Genomic DNA, 26,205 nt, shown 5'->3' on the forward strand with positions numbered 1-26,205 from the left:
CGTAAGGGGAATGTGGTGATGGAAGAACGGACCAAGTCGAGATCGTGGGATCGCATGGTGCAAGGCGCTTTGCGACAGGGAATTGCCCCGATTTCTCGTGGCGCCTCAAGCCTCCTTGCCTCAGCCTGCGGATGCTTCCTGCGCTTCACGCCGTGGTAAGAAGTTGCTTTTCGGTCAGCAAGCTCATTGTGGCCTGAAATCGCTGGTGTTGCGTAAGCGTAAACCGGGGCATGTCGCACTCCGCGTTCACTGGCAGGTCGTCCGGTGTTCTGCTCCGGGAGCTAGGCGAAGAGCGGCCACGGGGTGAAGCCTTGCAGGGGCGGGTAGTTGCTATGGTTCTTTTGCGTCGCGCTGTCTAAAACTGAGCGTTGTCGAAATGCTCCACAACGTGATTACATCCGATCTTGCAAGCACCTGGGGGGGAAGTTTCTGCCGGTACGGACGAGGCGTTCGTACTGTGCAACGCGGCTTGCCTGACGGCGTGATCCCGAGGTGCCTGTGTACGTGCAATGTCGGGAATTACGCAAAGGAGAGCACGTGAGGATCAAGAAGGCTATCGCTTCCGTCATGCTCGTCGGCTCCGCCCTGATGGTCACGCCCGTGGCCAACGCGGCGATAAGCGACTGCAACAACGACAACATGTGCATGTGGGGCAACAACGACTACCAGTGGATGATCGGCGAGCGGGCCCACGGCAGCGCCACGCTCGTCAATCTGAGCGGCGACAGGGACAACGCGATGGACTCGTGGTCCAACGAGTCGGGCACCCACTCTGGCTGCATGTACGGCGCCTTTAACGGCACTGGCGACAGGCAGGGCATGGCTCCGGAAGCCAATGACAACAACGTCTCGCCGCTGAACAGCGACGAGGTCAGCTCGTGGCGAACCAGGCACGGCTGCTAAACCGCTCAGAGAGCAGAAGGGCTGACGACATGGCCGGAGCACCGCTGATCCAAACGCGCGACCTGTGTAAAGCCTACCGATCGGCAGTGGAAACGGTGTGGGCCGCACGGGAGGTGAACTTCGCCGCCGGCGCGGGCGAGTTCGTCTGCGTATATGGGGCGAGCGGCTCCGGGAAGTCGACCCTGCTGAACCTGCTGGCCGGCCTGGATGTCGCCGATACCGGTGACATCCAGGTCGCCGGTGTCGACGTCAGTGCGGCGGATGAGGCCCAGCGCGCGCGGCTGCGGTTGGACGCCGTCGGAGTCGTCTTCCAGCACCACCAGTTGGTGGAGGAGTTCACCGCCGCCGAGAACGTTGCGTTGCCGCTGGAGGCGCGCGGGGATACGTCCTTTGCTGCCCGTGCAGAGGCTGTCGCCCAGTTGGCCCGCGTGGGCCTGGCCGGGCTGGAGGACCGACTTCCCGGTCAGCTGTCCGGCGGCCAGCGGCAGCGGGTGGGTATTGCCCGTGCGCTGGCCGGTGACCGCGCCGTGCTCCTGGCGGACGAGCCGACAGGAGCGCTGGATTCGGCCGCTACGAGGGAGATGTTCACACTGCTGCGGAAGCTGTGCGACGAGGGGGTGCTGGCGGTGGTCTGCTCCCATGACCCCCGCTGCCGGGAGTTCGCCGACTCGGTCTATGAGGTCGTCGACGGCCGCCTGGAACAGCGCTGATGGCGCGGCAGCCGAAGCAGGCCGACAAGGGCACATCGGTCCTGCCGCAGCCACGGCTCGCGGCACGGCTGGCATGGCGGCTGGGCCGGCGCCAGGGCCAATGGATTGGTGCCTCTTCAACGGTGTTCGTGGCGGGTCTGTTCACGATGGCCATGTTCATCGCGTTGTCGACGTTGTCCCTCTCAGGTGCTCAGGAGGCCGATCGCGACTTGGGCCGTTTCGACGCTCTCGCGAGCGCTGAGATGACGCTTGCCCCCGGCAGTAAGACGCCGGCCCCGGCCATGGCGGAGGCCGCTCAGCAGGCCGGTGCGAACGAGTCCGCCGCCTTCCTCACCGCGCTCGACGTGCAGCTCGCCGTTACTCCAGCACGGAACGTGACCCTGCTGGAGGGTCAGTGGAAGCCCAACCCGTACCCGGATGTGTATGAGTTGACGGCCGGTCGCTGGCCGCAACAGCCGGGCGAGGTCGTTGTGACCGACCCAGGGGACGTCAAGGCCGCGGCCGGTCAGACGCTCACCGTGCTCGGTGATGTTCGGCTGCGCGTGGTGGGCGTCGCGGACAACCACTACGCGAAAACCTCGGCCCTGCTCGCCGCGCCAGGCACGTGGAGCAGTCTGGACCCGAAAGTAGCTGAGGGCTACCCCTCCCTGGCCGCGCAGCCGTACCTGCTGTGGACCGGGGGTCCAGAACAAGCGGTCATGGATGCGGTGACAAAGACGCTCGCGCCGTACAGCGATGACTCCAGCTCGCAGGAGGCCGAGGGCGGACCGGAACCTCTGCCCGGCCCGCCGACCCTTCGGGCACAGATGGAGACCAAAGCAGCCGATTACTGGATCGAGAAGTCTCCCGCCGGATACGCCATCCCCGCCGTTCTGGTCCCCATCGGCGCCGTGCTGCTGATGTTCGGGCTCGTCGACCGACGACTGCGGCGCACCACGGAGACCATGGTCTCCTTGGGGCTGCGACCCGCCACCACGGTAGCGGCAGTGAGCTTCGCCTGCGTGGCATGGTGCCTGGCGGCGGCTACCGCCGGTGCCGCTGCCGGAGTTGCCACCGGCTGGGCACTGCGACCTCTCCTGGCGTACCTGCAAGACCGGCCGGTGGGAGATGTCGAAGGAGTGACAGGCGCTGCTACGCAGCTCCTCGCTCTGGTCGCGGCAACCGGAGTGCTGACCGGCGCGGGGCTGCTCCTGGCCCGCCGGACCCGCAGTGAGCAGCCTCACCCCACCACCACGTCACCGGCAGACCAACCGCGGGCGAAGAGTCTCCGCGAGAAGAGTGCTGCCACGGTTGTCCGTGATGTCCGCCAGCTGACCGCGCTGGGCGTCTGGTGCGTCTGCGTGGTCTACACGGCGACACGCCTCGACACCCCGTCCGAGGGCATGTTCCTCACCGCCCTGATCACGGCCGCGGTGGTGCTGACGTTGCCGGAGCTCTTCGGACTCGCGACCCGTCTGCTCACGGAGCGTGACGCCCGCCGCAGGCTGGCCCGCCGTCAACTGCAGGCCGACCGACGACGGGCACAGGCCGCCCTCGCCGTCCTTACCGTGATCATCGGCGCCAGCCTGGGCATGCTCGCCCTTCTCGACACCCTGATCCGCAGCAGCGAGAACACTGTGCAACCGGACGTCCTGCCCGGCCAGGTACTACTGGCGCACCGGGCCAGCAGCGCCTTCGCACCACCCGAGCGGATGCTCACCGTGCTCAAGGAGAGCCAAGTTCTCGAAGACCTTCCCCAGGTGGAACTCCACCGCCTCTCGAAGGAGACCGTGGACGAAACCGGCCCCGTCCCCAGCACAACTCGCCAAGGCAACAACGGCGGCATCCTAGCCGTCGACTCACCCGACGACGTCCCCGTCCTGACCGGCCGCCCCCTCACCGCCGACCAGCGTGCGCTGCTCAACCGCGGCGGCCTCCTGGTCTGGGCGGACCGCGACAACGCCCCGCCCCCCGAAGGACAGCCGACCCGACTCGTGGTGGCCGAGGACGACCGCATCCTCACCGAAACCCCTCCCCTGCCCGCCAAGCCACTGGAACTGGCACGCACGGGCTGGCGCGCCGGCACGGACGGAATCCTTCTCGTCGACACCGCCCGCCGCCATGACCTCCCCATCGCCGTGCGGGGCCCGATCATGGTCGCCGACGCCGACGACGGCCAGGACGCGCGCGTGCAACAGATTCTCCAGGACCACGCGATCGACGCACGCGCCGCCTACATCTACGTCGAGCCCGAACCACCGGTCCCGGATACCGCGCTCTACGTCTCCGCCGCGGCCTTGGCCCTGCTTGCGCTCACCACCGTCCTCACCGCACTCCGCGGCCAGACCCGAGCACTGAAGACCTACATCGACAGCCTCATCGCGCTCGGCATCCCGCCATCCTGGGGCCGCCACATCATCCTCTGGCAGTACGCCCTGCTTCTGGGAACCGCCACTCTCCTCGGGCTCTTCATCGCCATCGTCCCGACCGTGGCTCTGGCAACCCAGATCCCCGACTTCCAGCTCAGCATTCCCTGGGGACAGATGAGCCTGCTCCTCGCCACTCTCGCCCTGGCCTCCGTACTCGCCGCAACCCGATCGACGCTCGCTCTACGCCGGTAGGGGCAGCGCCGTCCATCATGGACTGTTCTCAGCGAGAGCGAAACGACCACCGGCCCGGCGGACCCATGCGGTCACAGCAGAAGCGGGTGCCGCGCCGACGTGGGCCCGGGGCAGCTCGTCCCCCGTGGAACCGTCGTCCTGGTGCGATAGCGCACCAGGACGATCCGCGCGAGCAGTCACTGCATAGCCACGCGATCGTGGGGGACAGGTCAGCCGTGATATGGGCCATTTGCGATCGGCGCCAGTCGACGCCTCCGTGTCCTCCACGCTCTGTGTACTGTACGGAGGCGCCGACGACACCGCAGAGCCTGCTCGACTTCTCGACGCAGATATTCCCCTTCTCGCTCCTGGGGCAGGATTGGTCACAATCCCCACGGTGAGTGTCCGTTGCTACACCAAAGATGCAAGGGCGGGTGGATGTTCGCCCGGCGGCACAGTGCCTGCTCGAATGCCAAGTTGGCCTGGGCCTGGATAACCATGGCGTTGTCGCAGGAGGCCAGGTACGGGGTAACGAGTTCGATGCTCCCGCTCGCTCCGGCGATGAACATCACCTGGGCCCTGTTGGTGGGCCAGGCCAGGTACTCGCCGCCCTGGAACGTGCCCTCGGTGAGCAGCCAGGGCTACAGAGTTCCTCATGAAGCGGGGCGAGTTGATTAGGGATTGTTCACTGAACTCCGGTGAGGGCGTTGTTCAGGTGCACAGACTGATGGAGGTTAACGCTGGTGCTCGCCTCGACGGAGTTCAGTACGGCGCGGTCCCTACAAGAGAGTGACACCCCTGCGACGGCGGGTTCGTCCTTCCCGGGGTACTGATACACGGCTTCGTCGATCCTGATCTCTTCGACGACTTCTGGGATCGTCAGTTCGCCGCGCTTGGGTGCCAGCTCTTCGGCCATGTCGAGGAACGCGCGCATGTCGGCCAGATAGAGCGAGGTGTGGAACAGTGCTGCCCCGTAGATCACGAAATTGCTGAGGGCGGCGAGTGTGGTCTGCACGGCGACGACGGCGGTAGCGGCAATGGGCAGTCCCACGCGACCGGTGGCGGCGAGCCAGGCGAGAGTTGCCCATGTGCCGCACAGAAACACTCCGCCGAGGGCGCTGGTGGCGAGAGTGATGCGCAGCAGGCGGGGGGCTGCGGTAAGGGTCCGCTGGTCGATGCGGTCGGAGAGGGCTCGGTACCAGTAGATGAGGTAGCCGGTCATGCCGTTGGCCCTGACCTCGTCCCCATGGCGGGAGAAGGTGGCCCACGACCGCATAAGCGCACGGACGTTACGGTCTCCGACGTTGAGGTAGTGGGTCTCGTAGTCGACGCGCGCGGAGAGGACTGCCCCGGCGCCGGCCGGAATGACGGCCAGGAGCAACAGCGGCAGCATCAGGGGGTGAAGAGCTGTGATGACCGAACTGGCAGCGATCATGCGAACCAGAGCGGACATGAATCGCTGAGCGTCCTGCACCATCATCGAGGTACGCGTCACACCGACCTCTGCGGCCTCCTGCCTGTCCTTGAAGCCGTCTTGGCCGTAGGCCGAGGATTCGACCCGGCACACGGCGGCTACCAAGGCGACGTCTGCCTCGGTCATCAGCCGCGGAGTGATCCGACCGTTGGCGTAGGAGGATAGGGCGCCGCTGATACGGCCGACGCCGGCAGCGGCCGTGACGACGATCAGGGCGGGCAAAGCGTCGTGTAGGCGTTCGGATACCTCGTCGTTGCCGAGGATGTGGGTCATGGCCTGTGCGGTGAATGCGAGGACGACGCCGGCTGTGATGCCGGTAAGGAGCTGGCAGGCGAGGAGTAGCAGAGCGGCTGCTCTGTCGACGGCCCACGCCATTCGCGCGGTGCGCCCCAGCACCGAGGGGAGGCGGCGGCACATGGCGCTGAAACTGGCGTCTGCCAGCGGATTCTTGCCGTGCTTGCCGTTGAAGGTGATTGTGGCGGGTGGTGGAGGGGGCGGTGTCTCGGGGGATTCGGTCGAGGCGGCAGTCACAGTCACCTGTTCCCTCCTGTTGGGATTGATGTCGCGCCTGGATGGCCCGGCAGTGCACGGCATAACGATGCCGATGAGGAATCGAACGCGCTCGATTTCGGACGCGTAGGCGCCCTTACGTAGCAACGGAGCAGGCGTGTGTGCACCGCTACGGAGCCGCACTCGGGACGCGCGAGTTGGCCGGATCGCCGACACTCGTAACCTCTGGGGCGGATGAGGTTCCGAGGGCCGTCCGGCGGGAGGGGCGGGGGCATGACGTACGGCAGATGAGAGAGCGGATGGTGCACCCGGTCATGGTGCTCGCGGCAGTCAGGGCACAAGCCGGGTGCGCGCTTGGTCATCAGAGGGTTTCCGATGCCGTCGCCGACCTGAGCCGCGCGTGGATGGTTCGATTGCCTTGGTGCACGGCTCGGGCGAGCTGGGCCCGCTCCTGGGCGGGTAGTTCTCCGGCTCGGAGCGCGCAGGAGCTGAGGAGCCGAAGACATTCCTTCGCTTCGCCGTCCGTGGCCAGCTCGCGGGTCAACGGGTGTGAGAGCGCATCGCGTGCGGCGTAGCCGTCTTCGGTCCTCGTGGCGCGGCGACAAAGATCGGTCACGACCCGCCTGGCAGCCGAATCCTCTGGTGAGCTCACCAGATCCAGCACGACCAGCCCAAGCCGAGATCGGAAGGCTGTTAGCCCCTCACGGTCAGGCAGTGCGAGATAGGTGTCGACGAGGTTGTGCAGAGGGCGCCGCCATTCCAGGTCACTGCTGCGGAGGCAGAGGAGCGTCAGGCAGTCCGTGACAGCGGCTTCCCAGACGTCGCCCGGTTCCGTGTGGGTCAGCAGGTGGTTGGCGTGTGCTGTGTCCGCGCTCAACAGCGCTGCGAGCAACGCTACTTGACGTCCGTCGAGCATTCGGCGACCAAGACCGCGATGGCGTCGAATGTGCGACAGCGCTTCGCCCCAGCGGCCGGCACTGGTCAGGGCGCGGGTCCCGTCGGCCAGTAGGACGGCCCACAGCCAGGTGGTGACTTCGCGGCGGTCCTGTGCCGTGCACACGATGCTTGCGGGAACGGTCACTCCATCGATGTGCGCGGACTGGTCAGCAGCGACGGCGTTGAAGAGGCATTCGAGCTGTTGGTACCCCGCATCTGCGTTGCCAGTCCGGAGTTGAAGTCGGACGAGGTTGACGACGGGCTCCAGGGCTCGGATCGCGTCTGCGGCTTCGAGAGGGGCGGCGTCCAGATAGACAGCGGCGTGCTGTCGGCACCAGGAGCGGGCCGCGTCCGTGTCGCCGATGTCGGAGGCGATCAAGGCGGCTTGGTTGTAGACGGTGGACGCCTTGTTGAGATCGCCCTGAGCCGCCGCAGAGTCTGCGAGGAGGGAAAGGGCCTGGATGCGCTGGGGCAGTGGAAGACACGAAGGACGCGGGCGGGCGACGAGCGGGAAGCGCCTTGCGAGGGTGTCAGGAAGTTTCCACATAGTCTGCGGAGCTCCTCTCGGCGGCTGTGTCCGGCCCGAAGATCACGGTTTTCGCGGCGGCCGTGAGGGTCGCCTGCACGGTGTACGGAAGGCCGAGCCGGTTCCAGGCGAAGAACACGTGATGAGCCAGCACATCCCGTAGCCCCCGGTGGAGGCGTCCGGTCTCGTTGAGCACGGCCAGGTCGCTGCCAGCTTCGACGTAGGCGCGGGCCCACTCAGCTGCATGGGCCAGCGGTCCGCCCGGCTGCATCGCGTACTGCGGGTCGACCCGCAGCAGCCGGTGTACGGCATCGTGGAGCTGTCCACCGTGGGGTGAGGCGGACTGGGGAGACTGCGGGCGGTGTGCGGCCACGCGGGCCCAGACGTCGCCTTGCTCGTACCAGTCCAGTTGGGCGGAGCGCATCATGAGCCCGCACAACATGAGGGATGTCTCTCGGCGATGTCGGCCGGCGTTGCTTTCCAGGAACCCGATGAGGCCGAGGGTGTCGCGGTGGAAGAAGCGGTGGGCAGAGGCCATGGCGCCATCACCGCCGAAGGCATGGCGCTCCGGCTCGTAGATGATTTCTGTCCAGCTCTTGATGTGCCCCTCGGCGGTCAGGCCGTCGAGAACCGTGCCGATGCGCTCTTGCCCGGCGGCGGTGCTCTGATAGCGGACGCGCCAGCAGGGGTGCTTTCGGATGATGAACCAGGCGCTGAGTGCGCCGTCACTCTCCGCCGCGCGTAAGAGGGGGGTGATGCGGGATATGGCCGTGGTCTCGGCCTCTTCCCAGTTGGCGAAGGCAACGTTGGCCTGGCACCAGTGACGTGTGCTCATGAAGGGGTCCTCCGGGGTGATCACGCCAGGGCGAGGAAGGTGTCCCAGTACGGGGCCGGAGCACGGCCCGTGCCGAGGGTGTGCAGGGCCAGCGCTGCGCCGGCAGTTCCGTCGAGGAGTTCCGGAATGTGCGGCTTGCCGTCGAGTGTTCGGATCAACCGGTCGGCCAGGCGGGGCAGCTCGGCGGTGATTTCGGGGTTGTCCGTGTTGGCCCCGATTCGCCAGGCGGCCTGAAGGAGTCCAGCCATCCCGTGGCACAGCCCGATCTCAGGCAGTTGGCCCTGTTGTACGGGGTCGCGCAGAGCGGAGAGGATCGCGCGCTCGGCGGCCTGTACCCGGGCCGTGTCTCCCAGGGCGAGTCCGGCCAGTTGCTGGGCGCGGGCGGTGCCGCTGACGCCGTAGCACCAAGAGGGCCGCGGGCGTAGATCGGAGTGGACGCGGCCGTCGGCTGCTTGCTGCTCGGTGATCTGGCCGGGCCACCAGGGTTGGGCGTCGTCGCCTTGTCGCCAGCGGTCGGTCCAGGCGCAGATCCGCTCGACAGCGTCGTTCATGCCAGGCACGGCCACCCCGTAGAGCAGGGCCTGCGAGAGCACGGCCAGGGTGGCGCCGATGCCGTGGGCGAGCCCGAAGTTGCCGTGGCCGCCGGGATAGTCGGGATGGGGTGCGCCGGTGGGGGCGACGTTCATCCACCAGGGCGGCAGCCCGGCCGGTTCGAGCAGGGGCTCGGTGAGCCGCACCAGGTAGGTGAGGGTGTCGCGAGTGATTTCGTGGTGAGGGTGGCGGCTGAGGTGGTAAGCGCCGAGTCCGGAGAGGCCCTGGATCAGGTCGAACTCTTCCATCGGGGGGCGTTCACCGTGGTCGATCCGCTGGTGGGCGGCGGTGAGACGGGTGTGAGTGACGGCGAGGGTGGCTGTGTCCAGGCGTTCCAGAAGCCGCAGGTAGCGGCTTGACGCGCTCGCCGCGCGGTGCGTGATGAACGCCAGGGCGGGGGCGCCGAAGTACAGGTTCGCGTTGGCTGCTGCACTGATCGCTCCATCCACTGCCACAGCCAGCCAGGTGTGCGCGGTGTCCCAGTCGCCGTGTCCGGTGCGGGCCCGTTCGATGTGCAGCAGGGCGATGCCCGAAGCGCCTCCTGCGAGCGACTGGGGCCAGGCTCGGCCGCCGCTGGGGCGACCGCTCGGCCACACGGTGGTCGGGTCGGCCAACGCGTTAGCCAGCTTGTCGGCGGTCGACAGCGCGGCGGGGGCGTGGGCTGTCGTGGTCACGGTGTTCTCCTTGCTCGTGCCGTCCAGCTCAGGGCGGCGGCCCTGGCCAGGTGCAGGTGCGTGATCTCTTCCGGCAGGCCGGGCCCGCACATCCGTACGTGGTGCAGGTGCAGCAGGTCAGGCAGTAGAGCGCCGGGATCTTCGTTCGTCTCCGCGAGTACGTGGGAGTAGTCGGCCAGTGCTGCCCGCCGCGCGGACCAGGTCGCGGCGGTCTGTTCGTCCAAGCCCGCGGGGTGCGTGTGCACGAGGTCGACGGCTTGGCGGTAGACGGGGCGGGGCGGCGGGGCCGGCGCGGTGCGGGTGTGCTCGATGAGCCAGTGCATCGCCGTGGCTTGGCCGCCGAGCAGGCCGGTGGCGATGTCCACCATGCTCGCGGCGGTCATCGCGCGGGCGTCCGGTGCACCCTTCGTTCCTGCGGCCGTGAGCTGGGCGAGCGCGGCGGCGGAATCGGCGGCGAAGTACGCCTCGGCCGTGTCGAGGGCCGCGGGACCGCCGAACCGCGCGGTCTCCGGGTGGTACGTCTCCACGCTGGTGTGGGTGATCAGATCGCGGCGGCGAAGCTGTTCGGTCCACGCGCCGATGTGCTCGAAGGCCGTGCCAAGGGTGCCGGGCGCGCAGGTAAGGCGAAGGCGGAGGTGTTCGGCAGGGTCGGGGTAGCGGACGAACCAGCAGCGTGGGTCGCCCAGCTTGCTGAGCAGCGTTGGCAGGTGCCGGGTCAGGATGGGATCTTGCCGGTCGCGGCGTCCGTGAAGTTGAAGGTAGAGGTGGCTCCCGCTGCCGGGGAGGTGCCCGTGCTCGCGGGTGACGACGTGGGCCGTCGTTCGCACAGGGGACCGGTTCTGGTCGGCGGCCAGCGGGATCACAGCTTCGTGGGCCCGGCCGTCGGTCCAGCCCAGGTCCTGGGGGCGGGGAGCGGGGTGCAGGATCGCCGTGCCGTCGCGGTCTAACTGAGCGCGCAGGAGCGCCCGGTGGGAGGTCTCGGCCAGCTCCAGGGCGAGACTCTGGTCTGCTTCGCTCAGGCACACCCGCTCGGGAAGGTGGACGTCGCGGCACCACCGAGTCAGGGCCTCGTCCCACTGCGCCCACGGCGCTGACCCGGCGGGTAGCTGGTCGCGGGTGAGGCGCCAACGGGCCGGGGACAGGATCGTGCGGCCGTATCGCAACGCGGGCAGGAACGGCAGGTTCGAGGCGGCGGTGCCCCACAGGAACCCGGTGCAGGGGACGGCCAGCGCCACGGGCGCCTCGGCCAGGAACCGGGTGAGCGGATGAGAGTGCAGGCCCAGGTCTACGGCGTTGAGTAGCAGGGTGTGCACCGGACGGCGTCTGGACAGTGAGACGAGATGGAGCTGCTTGGTGTCGGCGGTGACGGCCAGGTCCGTGACGGGAATGAGGGTGGTGCCCGGGTTCTGGTACTCGCCCAGCGAGATCACCAAGTCGGTCACCCGTGGTGCTCGCGCGACGTTCTGGGCACGCGCGGACAGCGGGGTGGCGCTGATCTGTGCGACGAGCGCGCCGCGGTGCACTGCGGGCAGCCCTGCGTACGCCTCGGACATGCGACGGCGGTCCTCGTCGGGGAGCAGGTTCAGGAAGCGGCCGGTGGTCGATCCGGCCGACCGCGCCACTCCCACGACGTGCAAGGTGAACTCGCCCCGCTGAAGCGCCGATACGTCCGTGGCGTGGATACGTACGGTCAACTCGGTGCTGGGCTGGACGGGGCGGCCGGGATCGCTGGTGGCCAGGCCCTCCAGCGCGGCGTCATCGAGCGCGACCTCGACGCGGCCCTGCGCGGCGGCAGCCTGGGCGAGCTTGATGAGGCGGCCGTCCCGATCGGGCAGCGGAGAGGACGCCGGCCTGATCGTGGCCCCGAGGTAGCCGGGCGGGTATCCGAGGGCGTCGACGGCGTCCAGGACGGGGACGACCGCACGCGGCCCGTACCGGCCGAGGAAACGGGCGTGCCATTCGGTCCAGCCAGTCAGTGCAGCTCGGGGGGCGAGTCGAGTGAGGGCACTCGCTGCCGCTGCCGCTTCGTGGGCCACGGCTTCGGGAAGGGTTAGGTCCCAGTCCAGCCGGAGGTCGAGCGCAGGCCGGGGCGCCTCACGAATTTCGGCCCTCTCGTGATGGGGCAGGTGGTGAGCGTGGTCGTTAAGACCGGTGAGGGGGTTGCTGATCGTCATCGCCGGGCGCAGGTTGGTGAGTAGAACTTGCTGTCGGACCAAGCCCGCGAGAAGCGTGTTGATGGTCACGGCAGGGGCGCCGGGAAAGTCGGTCGCGAGCTTCGCCATGAGGTCGCCCCAGCGGATCGGGGTGCGTGCACCATCCAGTGCTCCGCGCACCGGCCCGGTCAGTCGTATCCGTACGTGCTCGGGGCCGAGGTCGCGCTTTCCGCTGGGCCGGTGCTCGATCACCGCATGGTCGTCACGTTCGACGACGAGGGTGGAGGTGAGCAACATCAGATGCGGTTGCAGTACGGGGTGCCGCTCGAAGCGGTCGACGAGGGCCGTGCTGTGCTCGGCGTCTGCCCTGGCTGCGGAGTGGTGTGCGGAACCGGTGCGCAGCGTGGCCACGGCACCTATCCGTGCGGCCGTGACTCCGGCGAACAGACCGAACGGCGTCGCGCGCGTACGGGCACGCAGCAGGTAACGAAGGACAGCGAGCACCGTCCGGCGCACGGTGGAATCCGGCAGTGGGTGGCCGGCGCTGAGCTGTTCGACCTGGCGCGCGAGGTCGGGGCTGGCGGTGGTGACGGCGGTGGCGAACTCGGGCTTCTGCCAAGTCTGGTGCGCCCACGCTCGCCACGATGCGGGGCCTGCGGCCGTGCCGACCAGGGTCGGCCAGCCGACTGGCTCAGGGTGTCCCGCAGCGGCCCGAATCAGCGCTGCATCGACGTGCCGGTACATGTGCCTCCTGTGGCCGCGCGGTGCCCGGCCGCGCCCGTACAGGCGTGGCCGGACACCGCTATAAGGGGGTCGGTGCTGGTTACGGGCAGCTCGTGCACGCCGTGGCGCACGTCGAGTTGCAGCCGTCGCTCGTCAGGCGGATGAGCTGATCCGCGGCGGGGCCGCCCTCGACGATGGTGATGTCGAGCTCCCAGTCCGCCGTCTCACTGGACGACTTCGGTGTGACGGCCGGCTGCGCGGGCGTCAGCGGACGCTCCATCTGTACGGTCATGCGTTGCCTCCTTGGGCAGTTGAGGGATGCTGCACGGTCCCGAGGCCCGAGAGCCCCGGAGTTCTAGGCCCAGGCCACCGTGACGACGCCATGGCGTCGCAGTACGGCGTCCTTGGACAGGGGGGTGGGAGCAGGGCCCGGCCGGTAGCGGAACGTCGCGGCTCCCCGCCGGCGGTAGTTCTGCGCCCAGCGGCGGAGCAGGTCCGCGTACACCTCGGCGAGCGCTTCGGCCTGCGGGCCGTGGGCGATCACGCCGCTCTCGAAGCCGTCGGTGTCGGCGTTCTCGCGGCGAGTGCGGTAGGCGATGGTGTCCCGGCTCACCAGGGCGGGCACGCCCATGAGGGCGGACGCTTCCACGAGCCCGCTCGCGACGATGTTCTCGGAGGCGTGGAGCCGGGCCTGGCTCGGCAGGTTCAGCGTGAGGAACAGCTCCAGCTCGTCAGGCAGGTCGTACGCAGCGCCGGACCAACGCTCCAGCCGGGGCATGTTCAGGGCCTCGTTGAGAGCTTGGGGCTCCAGGGGTACGCGGACGTCGTCCGTCTGCAACGCGACGCCTTCCCGCAGCATCACCTTGCGCTCTTCGGCGGCACCTTCGCCCTGCATGGGCACGAAGTGAGCCAGGCCGTAAGAACGGCTGACCAGGTCGCTTCCCTCGCGGTCGAAGGCGATTGAGCGAGTGGTACCCCGGACCTTGAGGGGGACAACGATCCGCCCCTGCTCGGCCAGGCCATCAACCCAGGACGGCGGAATGTCCCAGGCTTCGGCGGTCACAATGATCCGGTCATACGGGGCGCCCTCGGGAGCCCCGCCCTCACCATCAGCCAGCACCGTCTTGACCTGGGTGTAGCCGGTGTCGTCCAGGCACTTGCGGGCCCGCTCGATGACGTCGCTGTCGATGTCGACGGTCGTGACGTTGCCCGTACTTCCGACAAGCTCTTGCAGGTAGGCGGCATTGACGCCGCCGGACCCGACTTCCAATACGTTCATGCCGGGCCGGACCTCGGCCTGTTCCAGCATGACGGCTTGGAGGTGTGCTGCGGACATGACGCTGAGACTCAGGCCGTTCTCGTCCGTCTTGACCGGGACGGTCTTGTGTAGGTCGTAGGCAAGCTCCGGAGGTGCGTCGGGGGCGAACAGGTGCCGTGGCACCGCTGAGAAGGCAGCGGCGACGGGCTCGGACTTGATCCCGTCCTGCTCATGCAGGGCGCGCAGCATGTCCGCGCGCAGTGCGTCGGGATCGCGGACGGCGGAAGCGTCAGTTGTAGTCATGCGATGACCTGGTTCGTTTGAAGGGCGGTGGCATGGTGCCTGGACGGCGCTGCGGCAAGGACGCTAGTCAGGGCTCAGGTTTCCGAGGCCGACTACGCGCCGCGAGCGCGGATGGCGTGTGAAGTGGCTCGCTATGGGGTTCAGATGACGTGGCATTGCCGTTCTTGATCAGTTCGGTGTGGGGAGGGGCCGCCGGGAGACGACTCCTCCCCACGCTTTTCCTCCGGCACCGAGCCGTCCTTTCAGGCCGGGAGCCGGGTTGTGCCCCCCCACCTGCCGGTGACGACTGGCGAGCGGTTGAGCGTGTCGGCCGCTTGCTCCTCCACGGAGTGCGGCCAGGGCGCGGTTTCCCGGTGTGGCCTCCTCGTGCACGGCACCGAAGGTCCACATGACCGAGAGGAGGCCCCAGTCTTGAAGGTCACTCCCGCTGCGGTGCCTGTACGGGGCGAGAGCGGACTTGCTCGCGAACAACCTCACCGATCGTGCGATTCAGGGCTTGGACGAGGCGAGCAAGGTTCTGTGCGCGTTTGCCGGCCGACTGGGGTGAAGCGCTCTGGACCGGAGGTCTCAGGTGAAGCCGTCTGCTGACTTCGCCGAGAGTTGCCTGTGACCTGATGTAGAGGTCCGAGTCCGCGGGCAAGCTGAGGATCTGCGTCTCCAGGTCGTCGGCGACAATCCGGCCGTAGTCGGTGAACTGGCGGGCCATGTCGAGGGCGTCCTTGACCGCCGGGCGGGCGGTGCTGTCTACGTCCCAGGACAACGCAGCCCCGACGAGGGCCAAGATCTCGACCTTGTCGGGGACCGCGGGGGTCAGTGAGGTCATGTGCTCGTGTGCTTCGGGCGACACCACGGAATTCCCCGGGGCGATCAGGGAAGCCATGAGATCACCCGCTCTGCTGTCAAGATCTGGTACTGCCAGGCCCGCGTGACGACGTGAGCGGGGTTCTTCGCCCTCAGATTCGACATAAGGTCGCGGCCGTCCCGGCGAATGATGTTGACCGGCCGCTTCAGCTCGGTGGCCATTTGCGCGGAGCGCAGACCTCTCGCGACTAACGGCACGAGTTGCCGCTGCTCAAGGGACAGGCACAACTCATCCGGGTCGAGCGACTTCGGGCGTGCGATGGCTTCGGTGGCGTAGCCGACTGCAATGGCGGCGGCGTTGTCGCTCACTCCGTACAGTTTCCGCTTCGCCAGCTTGAGGTAGCCCGCGGCCGTGCCCTCCCGAATCGTGAGGTCCTGGGCGACGGCAGCGAGCGTGCTGCCATCGCACAGACCCTCGATGATCTGCCGCTCCCTGGGGGCGAGGACGATCCTCGCGGTGGCCGTGGTCACTGCTGCGCTCCTTTCTGGCGGGTATGAGCGATCTGGAGGTACAGCTCGGCGAACCGCGATTCAGCGGCTACCAAGCCGTGTATGACGGGGGGCGGCCGGCGGCGCGGAGAGCGACGCAGCCCAGCGGGGGTGAGCGCGCAAAGTGCCGCGAGGATGATCCGGCGGGTGTCCCGCCCGGTGCTGGGGCGCTGCGACTCCCCACGGGGGACGTGCGGAGCCGTGTTTTCCCAGCGCCGGGCGGAGAGTCGGGCCAGCAGGGGAAGCAGCCCGACGTCTGGGGTGGAGGAATGCGTCATGAGGAGGCGTCCTCCCTCAGCTCAGCAAGGTCCCCCATCAGGTCGAGGACGGTGAGGATCGAGCTGGCGAAGCGCACCAGGTGCCCGTGGGCGTCCTCCGGGCCGGGGAACTCGCTGCTTCGGGCCATGACGTCGTCCATCTCCGATGGGTAGGGCCTCAACAGGCGCGCGACCACGTATCTGAGCGTCGGAGTCACGGCCCTCAACCGGCACACGATGGCCATGCTGTCCTCCGCGGAGAGGCGCGCAGCGTCCTCACCGAGAACGGTCTCCAGGTCGTCGTACAGGTCGACGGTGACCGCGTCAGAGGCGAGGAAGCGGCGCAGGCCGAGATCGACTCGGCTCGCTGTCTCCGCGTCGTTGGCGAACGCTGCGACGGGTAAGGGTGCAGCGCTTTCGCACATCAGGGCGGTCATCAGTTCCTCCCCGAGGAAAGACGGAAGGCGCACCACGTGGTGTGGCCGTCGTCGCTGACTCCCCAGTTGTGGGCGAGGACGGCAACGAGGAAGAGGCCGCGGCCGGACAGGTCGTCGTCGTCCGCCTCGGCGAGCTTGGCCGGGTCAGGGTTGCCGTCTGTCACCTCGACTCGCAGTAGACCGTCGGCGCAGATGGCTTTCAGCCCTACGGCGCCGTGCCCGTGCTGAATGCCGTTGGTCACGAGTTCCGACACCGCGAGTACCACGTTCTCAACGGTCGGTTCAGCTACCCGCCAGCGTCGTAGTCGGTTCGCAGTGATCTTGCGCATCTGCGCGACTCGGTGCTTGTCCGGGGTGAACGGAGCGACTGTGAATCCGGGGCCGATGCCCTGCTGCATTTCGCACGCGGTGACGACTACGTCAGACGTTGCGGGGCTCATCATGCTCCTCCCGGTCGAGCGCAGTGGGAGAGGATGCTTCGTGTAGCGCCATTGCGTCGAGCACTGCTCACCTCGCCCGAGGGCACTCCGTACGTGAGCTCGGGTGCCTCCGCCGGCGGGGTCACTCGACGCTTCGCCCCTGCGCTCTCCGGCGTCACGAGCGCCACGAACCCGCCGTAGTGAGCCATCAGGTCGAGCTGGAGTTCGTACTCGTCCAGGTGCGGGCTGATGTCCGTGTGAGCCAGAGCCACGACGCCATCAATGTGCCCGGCGTGCACCAGATGCAGCACCCAGCGCCAGCCGGGGCGGTGCATCGGGTCCGTCTTACGAAGCCGGTCCGCAATGCAGTGATCGGCGCCGATCCGCCACCCCTCGTTGGCGGCGTAGGCGCGGGGCGCAGCGAACGAGGGTGCCGGACGCTCCCGCAGCGGATTCAAGGAGTACAGGCAGACGCGGGGGGTCCGGCCGTGAGCTTCGAGGTGCGCGAGATGGTGGTCAAGGACTTCGCGACGCGCGACCCCGAGCCTCACGATCGGGTCGGGCGTGCTGCGTACCTCGTTCGTGCGCCACCGCTCAGAGGCCCGACGCTCGGCTTTCATCCATGCCGGCGCCTTGCGCGGTCGGGCGGGCTCCGGGCTCCAGGGCTCCGGCGGGGGGTACAGCGGCCACTGGTAGACATACGCGGCTCTGTCCCGGTACTCCGTCAGCCTGTCGGCAAGCGCGAGCGGCATTACGGCCTCCCCAGCGGGACGCGGTTCCACGGCAGGTCGACGCTGGCCAGGCGGTCGGCGCTCACGGCGTCGGTTGTGCCAGTGGAGGCGTTCATGTGAAGTGCTCCCGCTCGTCTGGTAGCTGGCCTACAAGAGCGAACCGCCAATCCGCGGTGTCCGGAATGGGGTCAAGGACCTGGGGGTGGTCAAGGTGGTCAAAGATCATTTGTGGACACCCGCCTGGCTGCTCCTGTGCGGTGCCGCCTGAAACAGGTAACTCCCGTCCGGGAAGGCTTGGTTAGGGGATCTCGCCGGCAACCGCGATGGGCCCCCTAGGGGGTTTTGGTCTTCTCTTTGCCTAACGATGCGTACTCAAAGGTCTACTCTGCGGTCATGGAAGCCGCTCGGAACGGGGCCCTTGAGGCGTGGATGGCTGATCAGCAGTACAGCGCCAACGACCTTGCCCAGGCCGTAAATACGGCCGTCGAGTGCCTTACAGGCAGACCTGGTACCTACGACGGCCGACAGGTCCGGGAGTGGCGCGCCGGTCGGGTCCGATGGCCCAATGCGATTACGCGCACAGTCCTTGAGCACATCTCCGGGCGGTCCGCAGTCGACTTAGGGTTCGTGCCACGGGGCAGACCTCCAACCACGGCAGCCCCATTGCAGGAGGACCCCATGCATCGCCGCACCCTCGTCGCCGGATCGATTTCGGCGGCAGTGGCTGCCGCCACCCCAGGCGCCACGTCAACCCGCAGAATCGGGATGGCCGATGTAGGGCGTCTGCAAGAGAAGTTCGCCGCAGTGGTCGCCAGCGACCACAAGCGTGGAGGGCAGCCCGACATCGAGAGCCGTGCTGCTGTGCTCGCGGACAGAGCCCTGAACCTGCAGAACTCCGGCAGCGCCACTCAACGGGTACGCAGCAGCCTCTACGCCACCGCAGCCAGCTTTCGGTCCTCAGCGATGTGGGCGGCAATCGATGGCCGCCGATTTCAGGACGCCGTCGGTCACATGCGTGAAGCACAGACCCTTGCAGAACTGTCGGGCGATCAAGCCATCAAGTTCCGCATCTGGTCACACGCAGGGAGCCTCTATCGACACCTCGGGCGCCCTGCCGATGCTCGCGCTGCGAACGACGTCGCGCGCAATCTGCACATCACCCGCCGCGACCCGATGTTTGCCTCGCTGGGCATGGCCCGGCAGATGGCCATCCAGGGCATCGCGCACGAGCGCACCGGCTTGCCCCGCACTCTTGATCAGGCGTGGGAAGCCCTTCTCCGAGCTGACCCGGCTGCTTTCCGCCCGGTGTGGCTGATGGCCTTTTACGACGAAGCGGAACTGCATTCGCTTGCCCTCACGGCCCATCTCTCCGCTGGCGAATGGTCTACCGCCGAGTACCACGCGCACCAGTGCCTCGCTGCGCTCAAGCCGCACATGCGACGTTCACGCGCGATCGCAACCAGCCGTCTCGCGCAAGCCCAGCTCGCCCAGGGAGATGTCGACACCGCCACGCACACCGCAATGGGGGTTCCGGCGGAGGCAGCTACCCAACATGCCCGGGTTTCGGCCATGCTTCAGGAGTTCGGCGCCGCATTGCGTGCCACCGCACCGGGCGGCGTCAGCGTACGTTCCTGGACCGAGCACACCGCCGCCTGGAGGGCTACAGCATGACCTCGGCACCCGCCACCGAACTTCGATCGTTCACCGACCTGGGCGCCGCGCGCGGCGATTTGCTCGATGTCTACGCCGAAGTGCGTGCCCCGCTGTTGCACCTCGCCAATTACGCGATCTCTTCGTTCGGGGAGCGACTGGACCGGCACGGCTCTGAAGCCGGATTTCAGGCCGTACTCGCCTACGAAGGCGACCGCCCCGTGGGCTACGCCTACGGGAACAAGATCGAGGACGGAGACCGGTACTGGCAGCGCACCAACCCTGCGCCCAGCGAGAAGTACACGGCGCAGCCAGCGCTGGCGTTGAAGGAGATCGGTGTGAGTCCCCGCTGGCGGGGGACGGGAGTAGCGCGAGGCATCCATGACGCGCTACTCGCTGCCCGCGACGAGCCATACGTGACGCTCATGGTCAACGAAGCCGCCGGCGACGGGAAAGTCCATGCCCTGTACCAAACATGGAGGTACACGGACATTGGCCACAGCCAGCCTTCCCCTGCTTCGCCCCGCCTCACGGTGATGATCCGCCCGACGAGCTGACCTCAGTTGGTTGGAGGGCCGCTGTGGGCAGGGTGACTTTGCGACACCTTCCCTGCGCCGTAAGGCGGTTGAGTACTACGTTGAGTGTGTGCCCGTCCCCGCGTTAGCGGGCGGGGCGGGTCGGTCAACGTGGTCAAAGATCGTTTTCTGGTGCGGGGGCGCAGAATGGCGCGCGAGAGAAATGAGCGACTTGCCTCGCTCCTCTTGGAAGCTGGCTGGTCACGGGCTCAGGCCGCCGCCGCTTACAACCGTGTCGCCGTCGAGACGCTGAACGGCGAAGTGCTGGAGAACTCCAAGATCGGGCGGTCCCACGTGAGCATGTGGGTGGGCGGCGTCCAGGCATCAGGGATCGCTCCCGCTATCTTGTGCCAGGCGCTGTCCCGTCGATTGAAGCGTGAGATCACGCCACAAGAGATCGGGTTCGCAGCCGCCACCTCGCCAGCGCAGGAGGCGCTGGACTGGCGCGTCGATCCTCTGATCGCGCTGAGCGACTTGGGGAATGGCGTGAACACGGACCGGCGTCGACTGCTGGCAGGCGGCGTGTACTCTGCGGCGTCCCTGAGCTTGCCGGACGCGGCATGGTGGCAGGCCATGGCCGAGCCACCGGCCGAGGAGACCGCGGCTCGGAAGCGGGTCGGCCACGGGGACGTCGAGACCGTACGGGAACTGACCCTCGCGTTCTCGCGCATGGACCAACGGCGCGGAGGCGGACACGGCCGGCGGGCCGTCGACGGGTACCTGAGGAACGACGCTCACAGCTTCCTCCGAGGACGCTTCGCCGACGACGAGACCCGGCGCGCCATGTTCTCCGCCTCGGCAGAACTGGCCTACGTTTCGGGCTGGATGGCCTTCGACAACAGCGAGCACGCCATTGCGCTCCAGCGATTCAACATCGCGGTGAAGCTGGCAGCCCGGTCCGGCGACGCGCCCTTGAGCGGGCACATCCTGCGAGCCATGGCCCACCAGGCCCTCGACATGGGATTCCGCCACGAAGCGCTCCAGCTCGCGCAGGCTTCGGTCCACGGGCAGCGGTACACAGCTGCTACCCCTCGGGAGCGCGCGCTCCTGGGTGTGGTGCACGCGCGGGCTCTCGCAGCGAACCGCCACAACGGCCGGGCGGCGAAAGCCTTGTTGCGAGCGGAGGATGATCTGTCCAAAGCACACGACGGGATCAAGGAGCCTGACCGGACGTTCTTCTTCGGGGAGGCGTCTCTTGCTCATGAAACAGCCTGCACATTGCGGGACTTGGGCGATCACCAGCAGGCAGTGAAAGAGTTTCGCCGCTCCGTGCGTACACGCGGTGCTGCGTTCCGGCGCACGCACGCGGTCACCCTCGGGTACATGGGCGCAACGCAGATCGCCCAGGGTGGTGTGGAAGAGGCGTGCACAACGTGGACCAGCGTCCTGGACGAGATGGAGGACGGGATCTACTCCGGCCGCGCCCGGCAGAGAGTCGTCGAGATGCGACACCTGTTGTCGCCCTACCGCAAGCGTGGCATCCCCGCAGTGGGCGCCCTCGACGCCCGCGCGGCCTCGTATCTCGCCCAAGTAGATTGATCGCGAGCGTCCATACATTCGAGTCGAGGGGACGGGCCCATGGCCTTGGAGATCAAGCCGATCGGGGAAGTCATCGCTGGCCGCACCGAGGTGGCCGATGACTACTGGGGCGGCATTGAATCCGTGATCCAGCTCGACCAGGCTGAGTTCCCCATCGACTCCGTGCAGGGCCTGGAGGAGTTCTCCCACCTAGTGGTGGTGTGGCACTTCGACCAGGCATCACCTGATGACGTCGAATATCACGCCCGGAGCCCGCGGGGAAACGCCCAGTGGCCTGCCACCGGGACGTTCGCGCACCGCAACCATCGGCGTCCCAACCAACTGGCACAGAGCTTTCCGCGCCTGCTGGAAGTTGACGGCCTTCGGCTCCGGGTGACTGACCTGGACGCGGTGGTCGGCACGAAGATCTACGACGTGTCACCGTTCTTCACCGAGATGGGGCCGCGCGGCGCAGTTCACGAGCCCGCCTGGCCCGGCGAGATGCTGGTTGACTACTGGACCGACAACGGCTGAACGGGGCACCGTCGATTCCTGGCGGGGTCACAGCGCATCCTTCGCTTCTGGTCCTGCTGCCCCCGAGGCGTAGGTGTGGGGATGCTGTCCACCAGGCCGTCCGCAGGTTCGCTCACTCTGCTGCGGGTTCTCCGCCGCAGCGTGCAGTCCCAGCACGGCTCCTCTGTACGCAAGCTGGCCAGCGCCTGGAAGCAGGCCGCCGAGGGAGCGCGATCCCGTTCAAAGACGACTGCATTGGGGAGATCGGCCCCCGGTCGGCACGCCGCCTCCTCATGGGCGAGCTGCTGCCGCTGGAAGGGTGGATGAACGTGGAGCTGCGCGGCCACCTCGACGGTGTCGGCCCCTCGGACCGCCACCTGGACCTCGCCCAGGTCCTGGTGCCGGTGCCCCGCCCGAGGAGACCGTCGGCGTCGACCCGCGGGTGGAAGCCCTCGCCAACTACTTCAGCTGAGCCATGGAGCTGGGCGCGACGGCATTCGCTCCGGCGATCAGCCCGTGAAAGAGTTCTCCTCAGGGGGCAGCTCACTGCCGCGTCAGTGAGAGGAAAGGCGATGGGGCGAAGACGGCGACGGTTCATGATCTGGGAATGGCTGGCCGTCCTGTCCGCCGGCGACGGAACATGCCTCTACTGCGCCAGCCGATCCCAGACGATGGACCACGTCATCCCGTTTTCGGACGGAGGTGCCGACGACCTGAAGAACCTCCTGCCGATATGCCGCCCTTGCAACCGGACGAAGGGCAAGAAGAACCCAGTCGTCTGGCACGTTGCTATGGACTTGTGCCTGCGCTGGAGCGGCGAAGGCTCCTTGCTCGACGGAGCTTCCTTGCACAACAAGAGCCTGCGTGAGCTGTACCTGCTCACCCACACCGAGGTCCTGGAGGTCCTGGACGAGCTTGAAAGGGTGCAGGCCGAAGTCATCGACGCGCGGCGTACGGCCTGGTTCCAGCGGAAGTTCGAACCCTACGGGTATCCCTCTGCCAGGTTCGGCGTCCCCCGGGCCAGAACCCAGTTCGACAAACTCATCAGCGAGGGCAGGGCCGAGGGGTACCCGACAGTCGACGCTGAGTGGGCGGAGGTCCTGAAGCGACTCGAAATCGGACGCTGACGGTGGCAGTTGGGCAGTCACCCCGGAGCCTCGGGGCATGTTCAGTCAGCGCTGGCCGCAGCCGCCTGCCCAATTTTGTAAGGCAAGCGGCCGCGAGCGCTCAACTTCAGGTCAGCCGCACGCTCTTGCTCCACACACCTGTTTCCTGCAGTTCGCTGTTTAGCGTCACGTCGACGGGAAGATGGCGCCTACATCATCTGCGGTTATGAGTCGCCCTCGCGAGGGAGCGAGCAGCTTGCCCAGCCAGCGGTCTTCCTGTGGCAGGAGCGATTCGATCTTCGTGCGAGCCGCACCGCGCGCTTCAGCGTTGTTGCCACCGCAGAGTGCGTCGTACTGGCGGAGCCGGTCGGCCAGCACGTCGTAGAGCCTCACCGCCGCGCCGTGGTTGACTAGCACGATCTTGTCGTGAGCCGCTTCGGCTGCGTCGTCTTGTGTGGTAGTCGCCGGGGTGAGCAGACAGCCGTAGATGCGGGTCTTCGCGGAGCGTCTGGTCTCGACCTCGATTTGTCCAAGCAGCTGGTTCACGTCGCTGCGGTTGAGCGGGTGAGGCTCACCCTCTGGGACGGTCTTGACCTCCCAGACGCGGCGCTCGGCCCGCTTGACCGTGGACCAAGTCCAACGGCAGTCCGTAGCACTCTGTTCCTTCTTCGGAGGGCGTTCGCCGATGGCGCCCGCGAGGCGGGCAAGTGTGGTCAATCCTTCGCATTGCTGATCGTGGCTGCCGTTGAGCAGAGCGCGCCCTTCGGTCAGGACACGGTCGAGCCGGCCACCGGCTTCACGCCGCCACTCGTCCCACACAAGGAAGAACCGATCGGTGTCGTCAGCGGTGTGTTCGTAACCTTCCAGGTCGGCGACGGTACGTGCCAGGTGGCGGAACCAGGTGGTCCGGGGTCCGCCAGCGATGGCGTCCTCCAGAGCCTTGCGCGCGGCGACCCGGTCTTGAGGGCGCCCTCGGTCAAAGTGGGCGTGGGCCTCCACGTAGCGCCAGAACGCTGCATGTTCGGTTTCTCCGGCCGTGGCGAGTTGAGCGGCCGCTTCGCCCGCCTTCTGGGCCGCTCCCGCGTGGTCGCCGAGCCAGAGGTCGGTCGCTGCGGACACCTCGGCGTCGGCGCTGGAGACGTCACTGCTCCCGCTGGTGCTACGGCCGGGCCGAACCTTGCGGCGAGGGCCCGCTGGGGCCGCGGCTTCGGCAGGTGCGGAGGGCTGCTCGGCTGGTTGCCAGAAGGTGGCGCAGGCACGCAAGGAGCCTTCCCAGCCTTGATCGTAGATCTCCAGTGCAGCGCGGATGGTGGGTTCGGTACCTGCGGGGATCGACTTACGGACTGCGGGGTCGGCAAGCATCTGGGCGAAGCTCGGGTCCAGTCCGAGGTAGAGGGAGCGGTCAGTCCGTTCGCGGTTGGCGCGGCCCAGCGCCTGGGTGACTCGTTGGCCCACGCGGTGGCGCATGAAGCTGGCGTCGCCAAGGTAGGCAACGACGAATCGTTCGAACTCGCTGCTGGCCTGGGGGACAGTGGTGATGATGACCAACTTGCAAAGATCGCCCGCGAGGTCGAGCCCGTCGTACCGGCCGGCGGTGATCAGGTGGCCGCTGGCGACTCCGCTCCACGTCTCGACTATCGAGTCGTCGCCGGGACGAAGACGGTATACCTGCTGCCCATAGCCGGTGAGGGTCTCCTGAAGGGTGTCGGCCTCCGCGTGGCTGGCGCACAGCCAGGCGGCTCGGCCGCCGGCCGCATGGGTTTGGGTGAGAGCCCACCCGAGGACCTTCGGGTCGAAGGGGTGCTCGGCGCTGGGGTTGAGTACCAGCAGTCGCTCGCCCGTCGCGCCAGACGGCAGCGGCGTGGCGGTAGACAGGCGGGTGACCGGCTCGCCACCGACTCGCCGCTGGAGGTCGTCCATCGAGCCGAGGGTGGCCGACAGATAGATCCGCTGTTTGGCCCGGCTGTACTGGGAATTGAGGGCAGTCGGCGGGTGGTAGGGGCGAATCTCGATGCCAGAGGGACCAATGAGGACGCCGCATTGAGTAGGTGGTCGCGGACAGCGGGCCAGACGTACATCGCCTCGTCCTTGAGCGCGCGGTCTGTGACGAGCGGAGATGCTGCGATGGCGTCACGGGTCGGAACCGCGATCGCGTCCCAGTCTCGGAAGGACAGCAGTTCGGGTGGGGTACCGGGTTGGGCTGTGCCGTCGAGCATCGCGCGCAGACCGGGATATGCGTCGGTGTGCGCCACCACCAGCTCGCAGATCGTCCGGTATAGCTGGCGAGCGGGACCAGGCTTGTCAGGGATGCGCAGGGTCTGCAGCCCGCTTAGGGGCTGCTCGGCGAGATGGGCGTCATCGAAGATGACCAGATCGACGGGCTTCGGGATGGGGCTGCTGTTGAAGTAGACCCAGTAGTTCATCACACCGACGGCCCGGGCCTGGTGGTAGTCGTCGAGCTTGGCGCCGCCGTAGTCCTTCGAGGCGAACCGGACGACCTCCAGCCCCAATGCTTCGCTTTCCTCTTCGACCCGCTCGGCGAGTTGCCGGGTGCCGGTCAGGTAAGCCACTGACCACCCGCGTGAGAGCGCATGATCGGCGATCAGCAACGCCAGCAGGGTCTTCCCCTCGCCGGTGGGCATTTCGATGGCCAGGTCTGTAGTGTCGAGGTGCTGCTCCGCGTACGCCGCTAGGACTTGGAGCTGACCAGGACGAAGCTGAGTGAACCTCGCCGATCCGAAATCCGCGAGGTTCTGTTCGAAGTCCGGCTTCGCTGCGTATACCACCGTTCGCTCCTCGCTCGTGAGATCAGGACACTACGGTGCTGGGCGGTGACTCGGTGCTCCATTTTCGGTTCAAGAGTGGGCGTTCGAATCATCGGACAAACGAGCGCCTTCCTGGGCCGTCTCCGTTGCCGAGCAGGAGACACGGCGTGTCTCACTTCATGCCTCGGCGGATTTCTTCGACCAGGATGCCGTCCTGTTCGCTCAGCCCGAGGTCGGCCCACGAGGCGCCCACAGCGGCGAGCACCTCGGCCATGGTGGCCCTCCCGGGGAACTGGGCTTCGAGAGCGTCCAGGTCGCCCGAGCGCTCTGAGATGCGTTGCATGGACGCCGAGCGGGCGGCTTCCGCCGCAGCCGCCTCATCGACCCGCGTACCGGCCTCCTCCATGGCGATCCGAGCATCAATCGCGTCCCCTTGAAAGACGTCCAAGGCCATGCTCACGACCTCCTGCACATCCAGATCGGGCCGCTCGGCGTGGATTTGGCGAAGTTTGCCCTCCAAGAGGAGCACGGAACTCTCCGGCAGGATCTCGCGTGCAGAGTGCAGGGTGCCGCTGAACTGGGCGTCGAACGGGTTGGTCATACCTGACAATTTAGCGGCATGGCGCGATCACGGCGGTGTGATCAGCACACCCGCCGTGCGCTCAGTGGCCACCTAATCGCTCAGTCGTCCGAGGTATCCAGTACGCGA

Annotated in this window: 21 protein-coding genes and 2 pseudogenes; 8 read left to right on the forward strand and 15 right to left on the reverse strand. The window is 67.4% G+C overall.

All coding sequences use genetic code 11. The annotated features are described in order from the left end of the window. The first annotated feature begins 537 nt into the window (after positions 1–537). From ACIQRW_RS27095 to ACIQRW_RS27105, 3 genes are all read left to right on the forward strand, one after another. Positions 538–903 carry a peptidase inhibitor family I36 protein gene (locus tag ACIQRW_RS27095; protein WP_403764846.1) on the forward strand — a complete coding sequence of 122 codons (366 nt, stop codon included), beginning with the start codon at positions 538–540 and terminating at the stop codon, positions 901–903. Positions 904–989: 86 nt separating this feature from the next. Then, positions 990–1,613 carry an ABC transporter ATP-binding protein gene (locus ACIQRW_RS27100; protein WP_403764848.1) on the forward strand — a complete coding sequence of 208 codons (624 nt, stop codon included), beginning with the start codon at positions 990–992 and terminating at the stop codon, positions 1,611–1,613. After that, the gene (locus ACIQRW_RS27105; protein ID WP_403764850.1) at positions 1,613–4,213 is read left to right on the forward strand and encodes a hypothetical protein; all 2,601 of its coding nucleotides are present in this window, start codon (positions 1,613–1,615) and stop codon (positions 4,211–4,213) included. The genes ACIQRW_RS27100 and ACIQRW_RS27105 overlap by 1 nt, the downstream gene beginning before the upstream one ends. 718 nt (positions 4,214–4,931) lie before the next feature. On the opposite strand, the pseudogene ACIQRW_RS27110 reads toward ACIQRW_RS27105, so the two are convergent. From ACIQRW_RS27110 to ACIQRW_RS27165, 12 genes and pseudogenes are all read right to left on the reverse strand, one after another. Then, positions 4,932–6,197 (reverse strand): annotated as a pseudogene (locus tag ACIQRW_RS27110) (ABC transporter ATP-binding protein); the annotation flags it as partial. 340 nt (positions 6,198–6,537) lie between these two features. Next, positions 6,538–7,659: a hypothetical protein gene (locus ACIQRW_RS27115; protein WP_403764852.1), complete on the reverse strand. Its 1,122-nt coding sequence runs from the start codon at positions 7,657–7,659 to the stop codon at positions 6,538–6,540. Next, positions 7,643–8,473: a thiopeptide-type bacteriocin biosynthesis protein gene (locus tag ACIQRW_RS27120; RefSeq protein WP_403764854.1), complete on the reverse strand. Its 831-nt coding sequence runs from the start codon at positions 8,471–8,473 to the stop codon at positions 7,643–7,645. Before ACIQRW_RS27120 ends, ACIQRW_RS27115 begins: the two co-directional genes overlap by 17 nt. A gap of 20 nt (positions 8,474–8,493) precedes the next feature. Then, a complete protein-coding gene (locus tag ACIQRW_RS27125; protein WP_403764856.1) occupies positions 8,494–9,738 on the reverse strand; it encodes a lanthionine synthetase C family protein in 1,245 nt (414 codons plus the stop codon). After that, entirely contained in the window at positions 9,735–12,635 is a 2,901-nt protein-coding gene (locus ACIQRW_RS27130) for a lantibiotic dehydratase (RefSeq protein ID WP_403764858.1), read from the reverse strand. Before ACIQRW_RS27130 ends, ACIQRW_RS27125 begins: the two co-directional genes overlap by 4 nt. Before the next feature lie 79 nt (positions 12,636–12,714). Continuing rightward, positions 12,715–12,906 (reverse strand): FxLD family lanthipeptide, encoded by a 192-nt coding sequence (locus tag ACIQRW_RS27135; protein ID WP_403764860.1) that lies wholly within the window; start codon positions 12,904–12,906, stop codon positions 12,715–12,717. Between the two features lie 63 nt (positions 12,907–12,969). Beyond that, positions 12,970–14,175 carry a methyltransferase, FxLD system gene (fxlM, locus tag ACIQRW_RS27140; RefSeq protein ID WP_403764862.1) on the reverse strand — a complete coding sequence of 402 codons (1,206 nt, stop codon included), beginning with the start codon at positions 14,173–14,175 and terminating at the stop codon, positions 12,970–12,972. A gap of 418 nt (positions 14,176–14,593) precedes the next feature. After that, positions 14,594–15,055, reverse strand: a complete 462-nt coding sequence (locus ACIQRW_RS27145; protein WP_403764864.1) for a DUF6415 family natural product biosynthesis protein — start codon at positions 15,053–15,055, stop codon at positions 14,594–14,596. Further along, positions 15,043–15,507, reverse strand: coding sequence for a hypothetical protein (locus ACIQRW_RS27150; protein ID WP_403764865.1), 465 nt, complete (start codon positions 15,505–15,507; stop codon positions 15,043–15,045). Before ACIQRW_RS27150 ends, ACIQRW_RS27145 begins: the two co-directional genes overlap by 13 nt. Positions 15,508–15,799: 292 nt before the next feature. Next, entirely contained in the window at positions 15,800–16,219 is a 420-nt protein-coding gene (locus ACIQRW_RS27155) for a hypothetical protein (protein WP_403764867.1), read from the reverse strand. Then, positions 16,219–16,617 (reverse strand): ATP-binding protein, encoded by a 399-nt coding sequence (locus ACIQRW_RS27160; RefSeq protein WP_403764869.1) that lies wholly within the window; start codon positions 16,615–16,617, stop codon positions 16,219–16,221. Before ACIQRW_RS27160 ends, ACIQRW_RS27155 begins: the two co-directional genes overlap by 1 nt. Positions 16,618–16,658: 41 nt before the next feature. Beyond that, complete coding sequence (locus ACIQRW_RS27165) at positions 16,659–17,258, reverse strand: hypothetical protein (RefSeq protein ID WP_403764871.1); 600 nt, start codon at positions 17,256–17,258, stop codon at positions 16,659–16,661. Positions 17,259–18,047: 789 nt separating this feature from the next. Here ACIQRW_RS27165 and ACIQRW_RS27170 point away from each other — a divergent pair. From ACIQRW_RS27170 to ACIQRW_RS27190, 5 genes are all read left to right on the forward strand, one after another. Next, the gene (locus ACIQRW_RS27170) at positions 18,048–19,040 is read left to right on the forward strand and encodes a hypothetical protein (protein WP_403764873.1); all 993 of its coding nucleotides are present in this window, start codon (positions 18,048–18,050) and stop codon (positions 19,038–19,040) included. Next, positions 19,037–19,576, forward strand: coding sequence for a GNAT family N-acetyltransferase (locus tag ACIQRW_RS27175; protein WP_403764875.1), 540 nt, complete (start codon positions 19,037–19,039; stop codon positions 19,574–19,576). Before ACIQRW_RS27170 ends, ACIQRW_RS27175 begins: the two co-directional genes overlap by 4 nt. A 165-nt stretch (positions 19,577–19,741) precedes the next feature. Then, positions 19,742–21,133: a Tat pathway signal protein gene (locus ACIQRW_RS27180; protein WP_403764877.1), complete on the forward strand. Its 1,392-nt coding sequence runs from the start codon at positions 19,742–19,744 to the stop codon at positions 21,131–21,133. A gap of 39 nt (positions 21,134–21,172) precedes the next feature. Continuing rightward, on the forward strand, positions 21,173–21,646 hold the full coding sequence (locus ACIQRW_RS27185) for a TrmO family methyltransferase (protein WP_403764879.1): 474 nt from the start codon (positions 21,173–21,175) through the stop codon (positions 21,644–21,646). 272 nt (positions 21,647–21,918) lie between these two features. Continuing rightward, positions 21,919–22,752 carry an HNH endonuclease gene (locus ACIQRW_RS27190; protein ID WP_403764881.1) on the forward strand — a complete coding sequence of 278 codons (834 nt, stop codon included), beginning with the start codon at positions 21,919–21,921 and terminating at the stop codon, positions 22,750–22,752. 165 nt (positions 22,753–22,917) lie between these two features. Here the strand turns inward: ACIQRW_RS27190 and ACIQRW_RS27195 are convergent, their stop codons facing one another. The 3 genes and pseudogenes from ACIQRW_RS27195 to ACIQRW_RS27205 form a co-directional block, all read right to left on the reverse strand. Then, a complete protein-coding gene (locus ACIQRW_RS27195) occupies positions 22,918–24,651 on the reverse strand; it encodes a helicase C-terminal domain-containing protein (protein WP_403764883.1) in 1,734 nt (577 codons plus the stop codon). Between the two features lie 479 nt (positions 24,652–25,130). Further along, positions 25,131–25,517, reverse strand: a pseudogene (locus ACIQRW_RS27200) (DEAD/DEAH box helicase family protein); the annotation flags it as partial. Between the two features lie 151 nt (positions 25,518–25,668). Next, entirely contained in the window at positions 25,669–26,097 is a 429-nt protein-coding gene (locus ACIQRW_RS27205; protein ID WP_403764885.1) for a hypothetical protein, read from the reverse strand. Positions 26,098–26,205 lie beyond the last annotated feature (108 nt).

Origin of the sequence: Streptomyces sp. NPDC091287, from assembly GCF_044768525.1 — a bacterium.
Taxonomy (GTDB): domain Bacteria; phylum Actinomycetota; class Actinomycetes; order Streptomycetales; family Streptomycetaceae; genus Streptomyces.

Coding starts and splice junctions, on each gene's coding strand:
- ACIQRW_RS27105 (WP_403764850.1), top strand. CDS start 1,613: ATGGCGCGGCAGCCGAAGCAGGCCGACAAGGGCACATCGGTCCTGCCG.
- ACIQRW_RS27115 (WP_403764852.1), bottom strand. CDS start 7,659: ATGTGGAAACTTCCTGACACCCTCGCAAGGCGCTTCCCGCTCGTCGCC.
- ACIQRW_RS27120 (WP_403764854.1), bottom strand. CDS start 8,473: ATGAGCACACGTCACTGGTGCCAGGCCAACGTTGCCTTCGCCAACTGG.
- ACIQRW_RS27130 (WP_403764858.1), bottom strand. CDS start 12,635: ATGTACCGGCACGTCGATGCAGCGCTGATTCGGGCCGCTGCGGGACAC.
- ACIQRW_RS27135 (WP_403764860.1), bottom strand. CDS start 12,906: ATGACCGTACAGATGGAGCGTCCGCTGACGCCCGCGCAGCCGGCCGTC.
- fxlM (WP_403764862.1), bottom strand. CDS start 14,175: ATGACTACAACTGACGCTTCCGCCGTCCGCGATCCCGACGCACTGCGC.
- ACIQRW_RS27145 (WP_403764864.1), bottom strand. CDS start 15,055: ATGGCTTCCCTGATCGCCCCGGGGAATTCCGTGGTGTCGCCCGAAGCA.
- ACIQRW_RS27155 (WP_403764867.1), bottom strand. CDS start 16,219: ATGACCGCCCTGATGTGCGAAAGCGCTGCACCCTTACCCGTCGCAGCG.
- ACIQRW_RS27160 (WP_403764869.1), bottom strand. CDS start 16,617: ATGCAGCAGGGCATCGGCCCCGGATTCACAGTCGCTCCGTTCACCCCG.
- ACIQRW_RS27165 (WP_403764871.1), bottom strand. CDS start 17,258: ATGAAAGCCGAGCGTCGGGCCTCTGAGCGGTGGCGCACGAACGAGGTA.
- ACIQRW_RS27170 (WP_403764873.1), top strand. CDS start 18,048: ATGCATCGCCGCACCCTCGTCGCCGGATCGATTTCGGCGGCAGTGGCT.
- ACIQRW_RS27175 (WP_403764875.1), top strand. CDS start 19,037: ATGACCTCGGCACCCGCCACCGAACTTCGATCGTTCACCGACCTGGGC.
- ACIQRW_RS27180 (WP_403764877.1), top strand. CDS start 19,742: ATGGCGCGCGAGAGAAATGAGCGACTTGCCTCGCTCCTCTTGGAAGCT.
- ACIQRW_RS27185 (WP_403764879.1), top strand. CDS start 21,173: ATGGCCTTGGAGATCAAGCCGATCGGGGAAGTCATCGCTGGCCGCACC.
- ACIQRW_RS27190 (WP_403764881.1), top strand. CDS start 21,919: ATGGGCGAGCTGCTGCCGCTGGAAGGGTGGATGAACGTGGAGCTGCGC.
- ACIQRW_RS27195 (WP_403764883.1), bottom strand. CDS start 24,651: ATGGACGACCTCCAGCGGCGAGTCGGTGGCGAGCCGGTCACCCGCCTG.
- ACIQRW_RS27205 (WP_403764885.1), bottom strand. CDS start 26,097: ATGACCAACCCGTTCGACGCCCAGTTCAGCGGCACCCTGCACTCTGCA.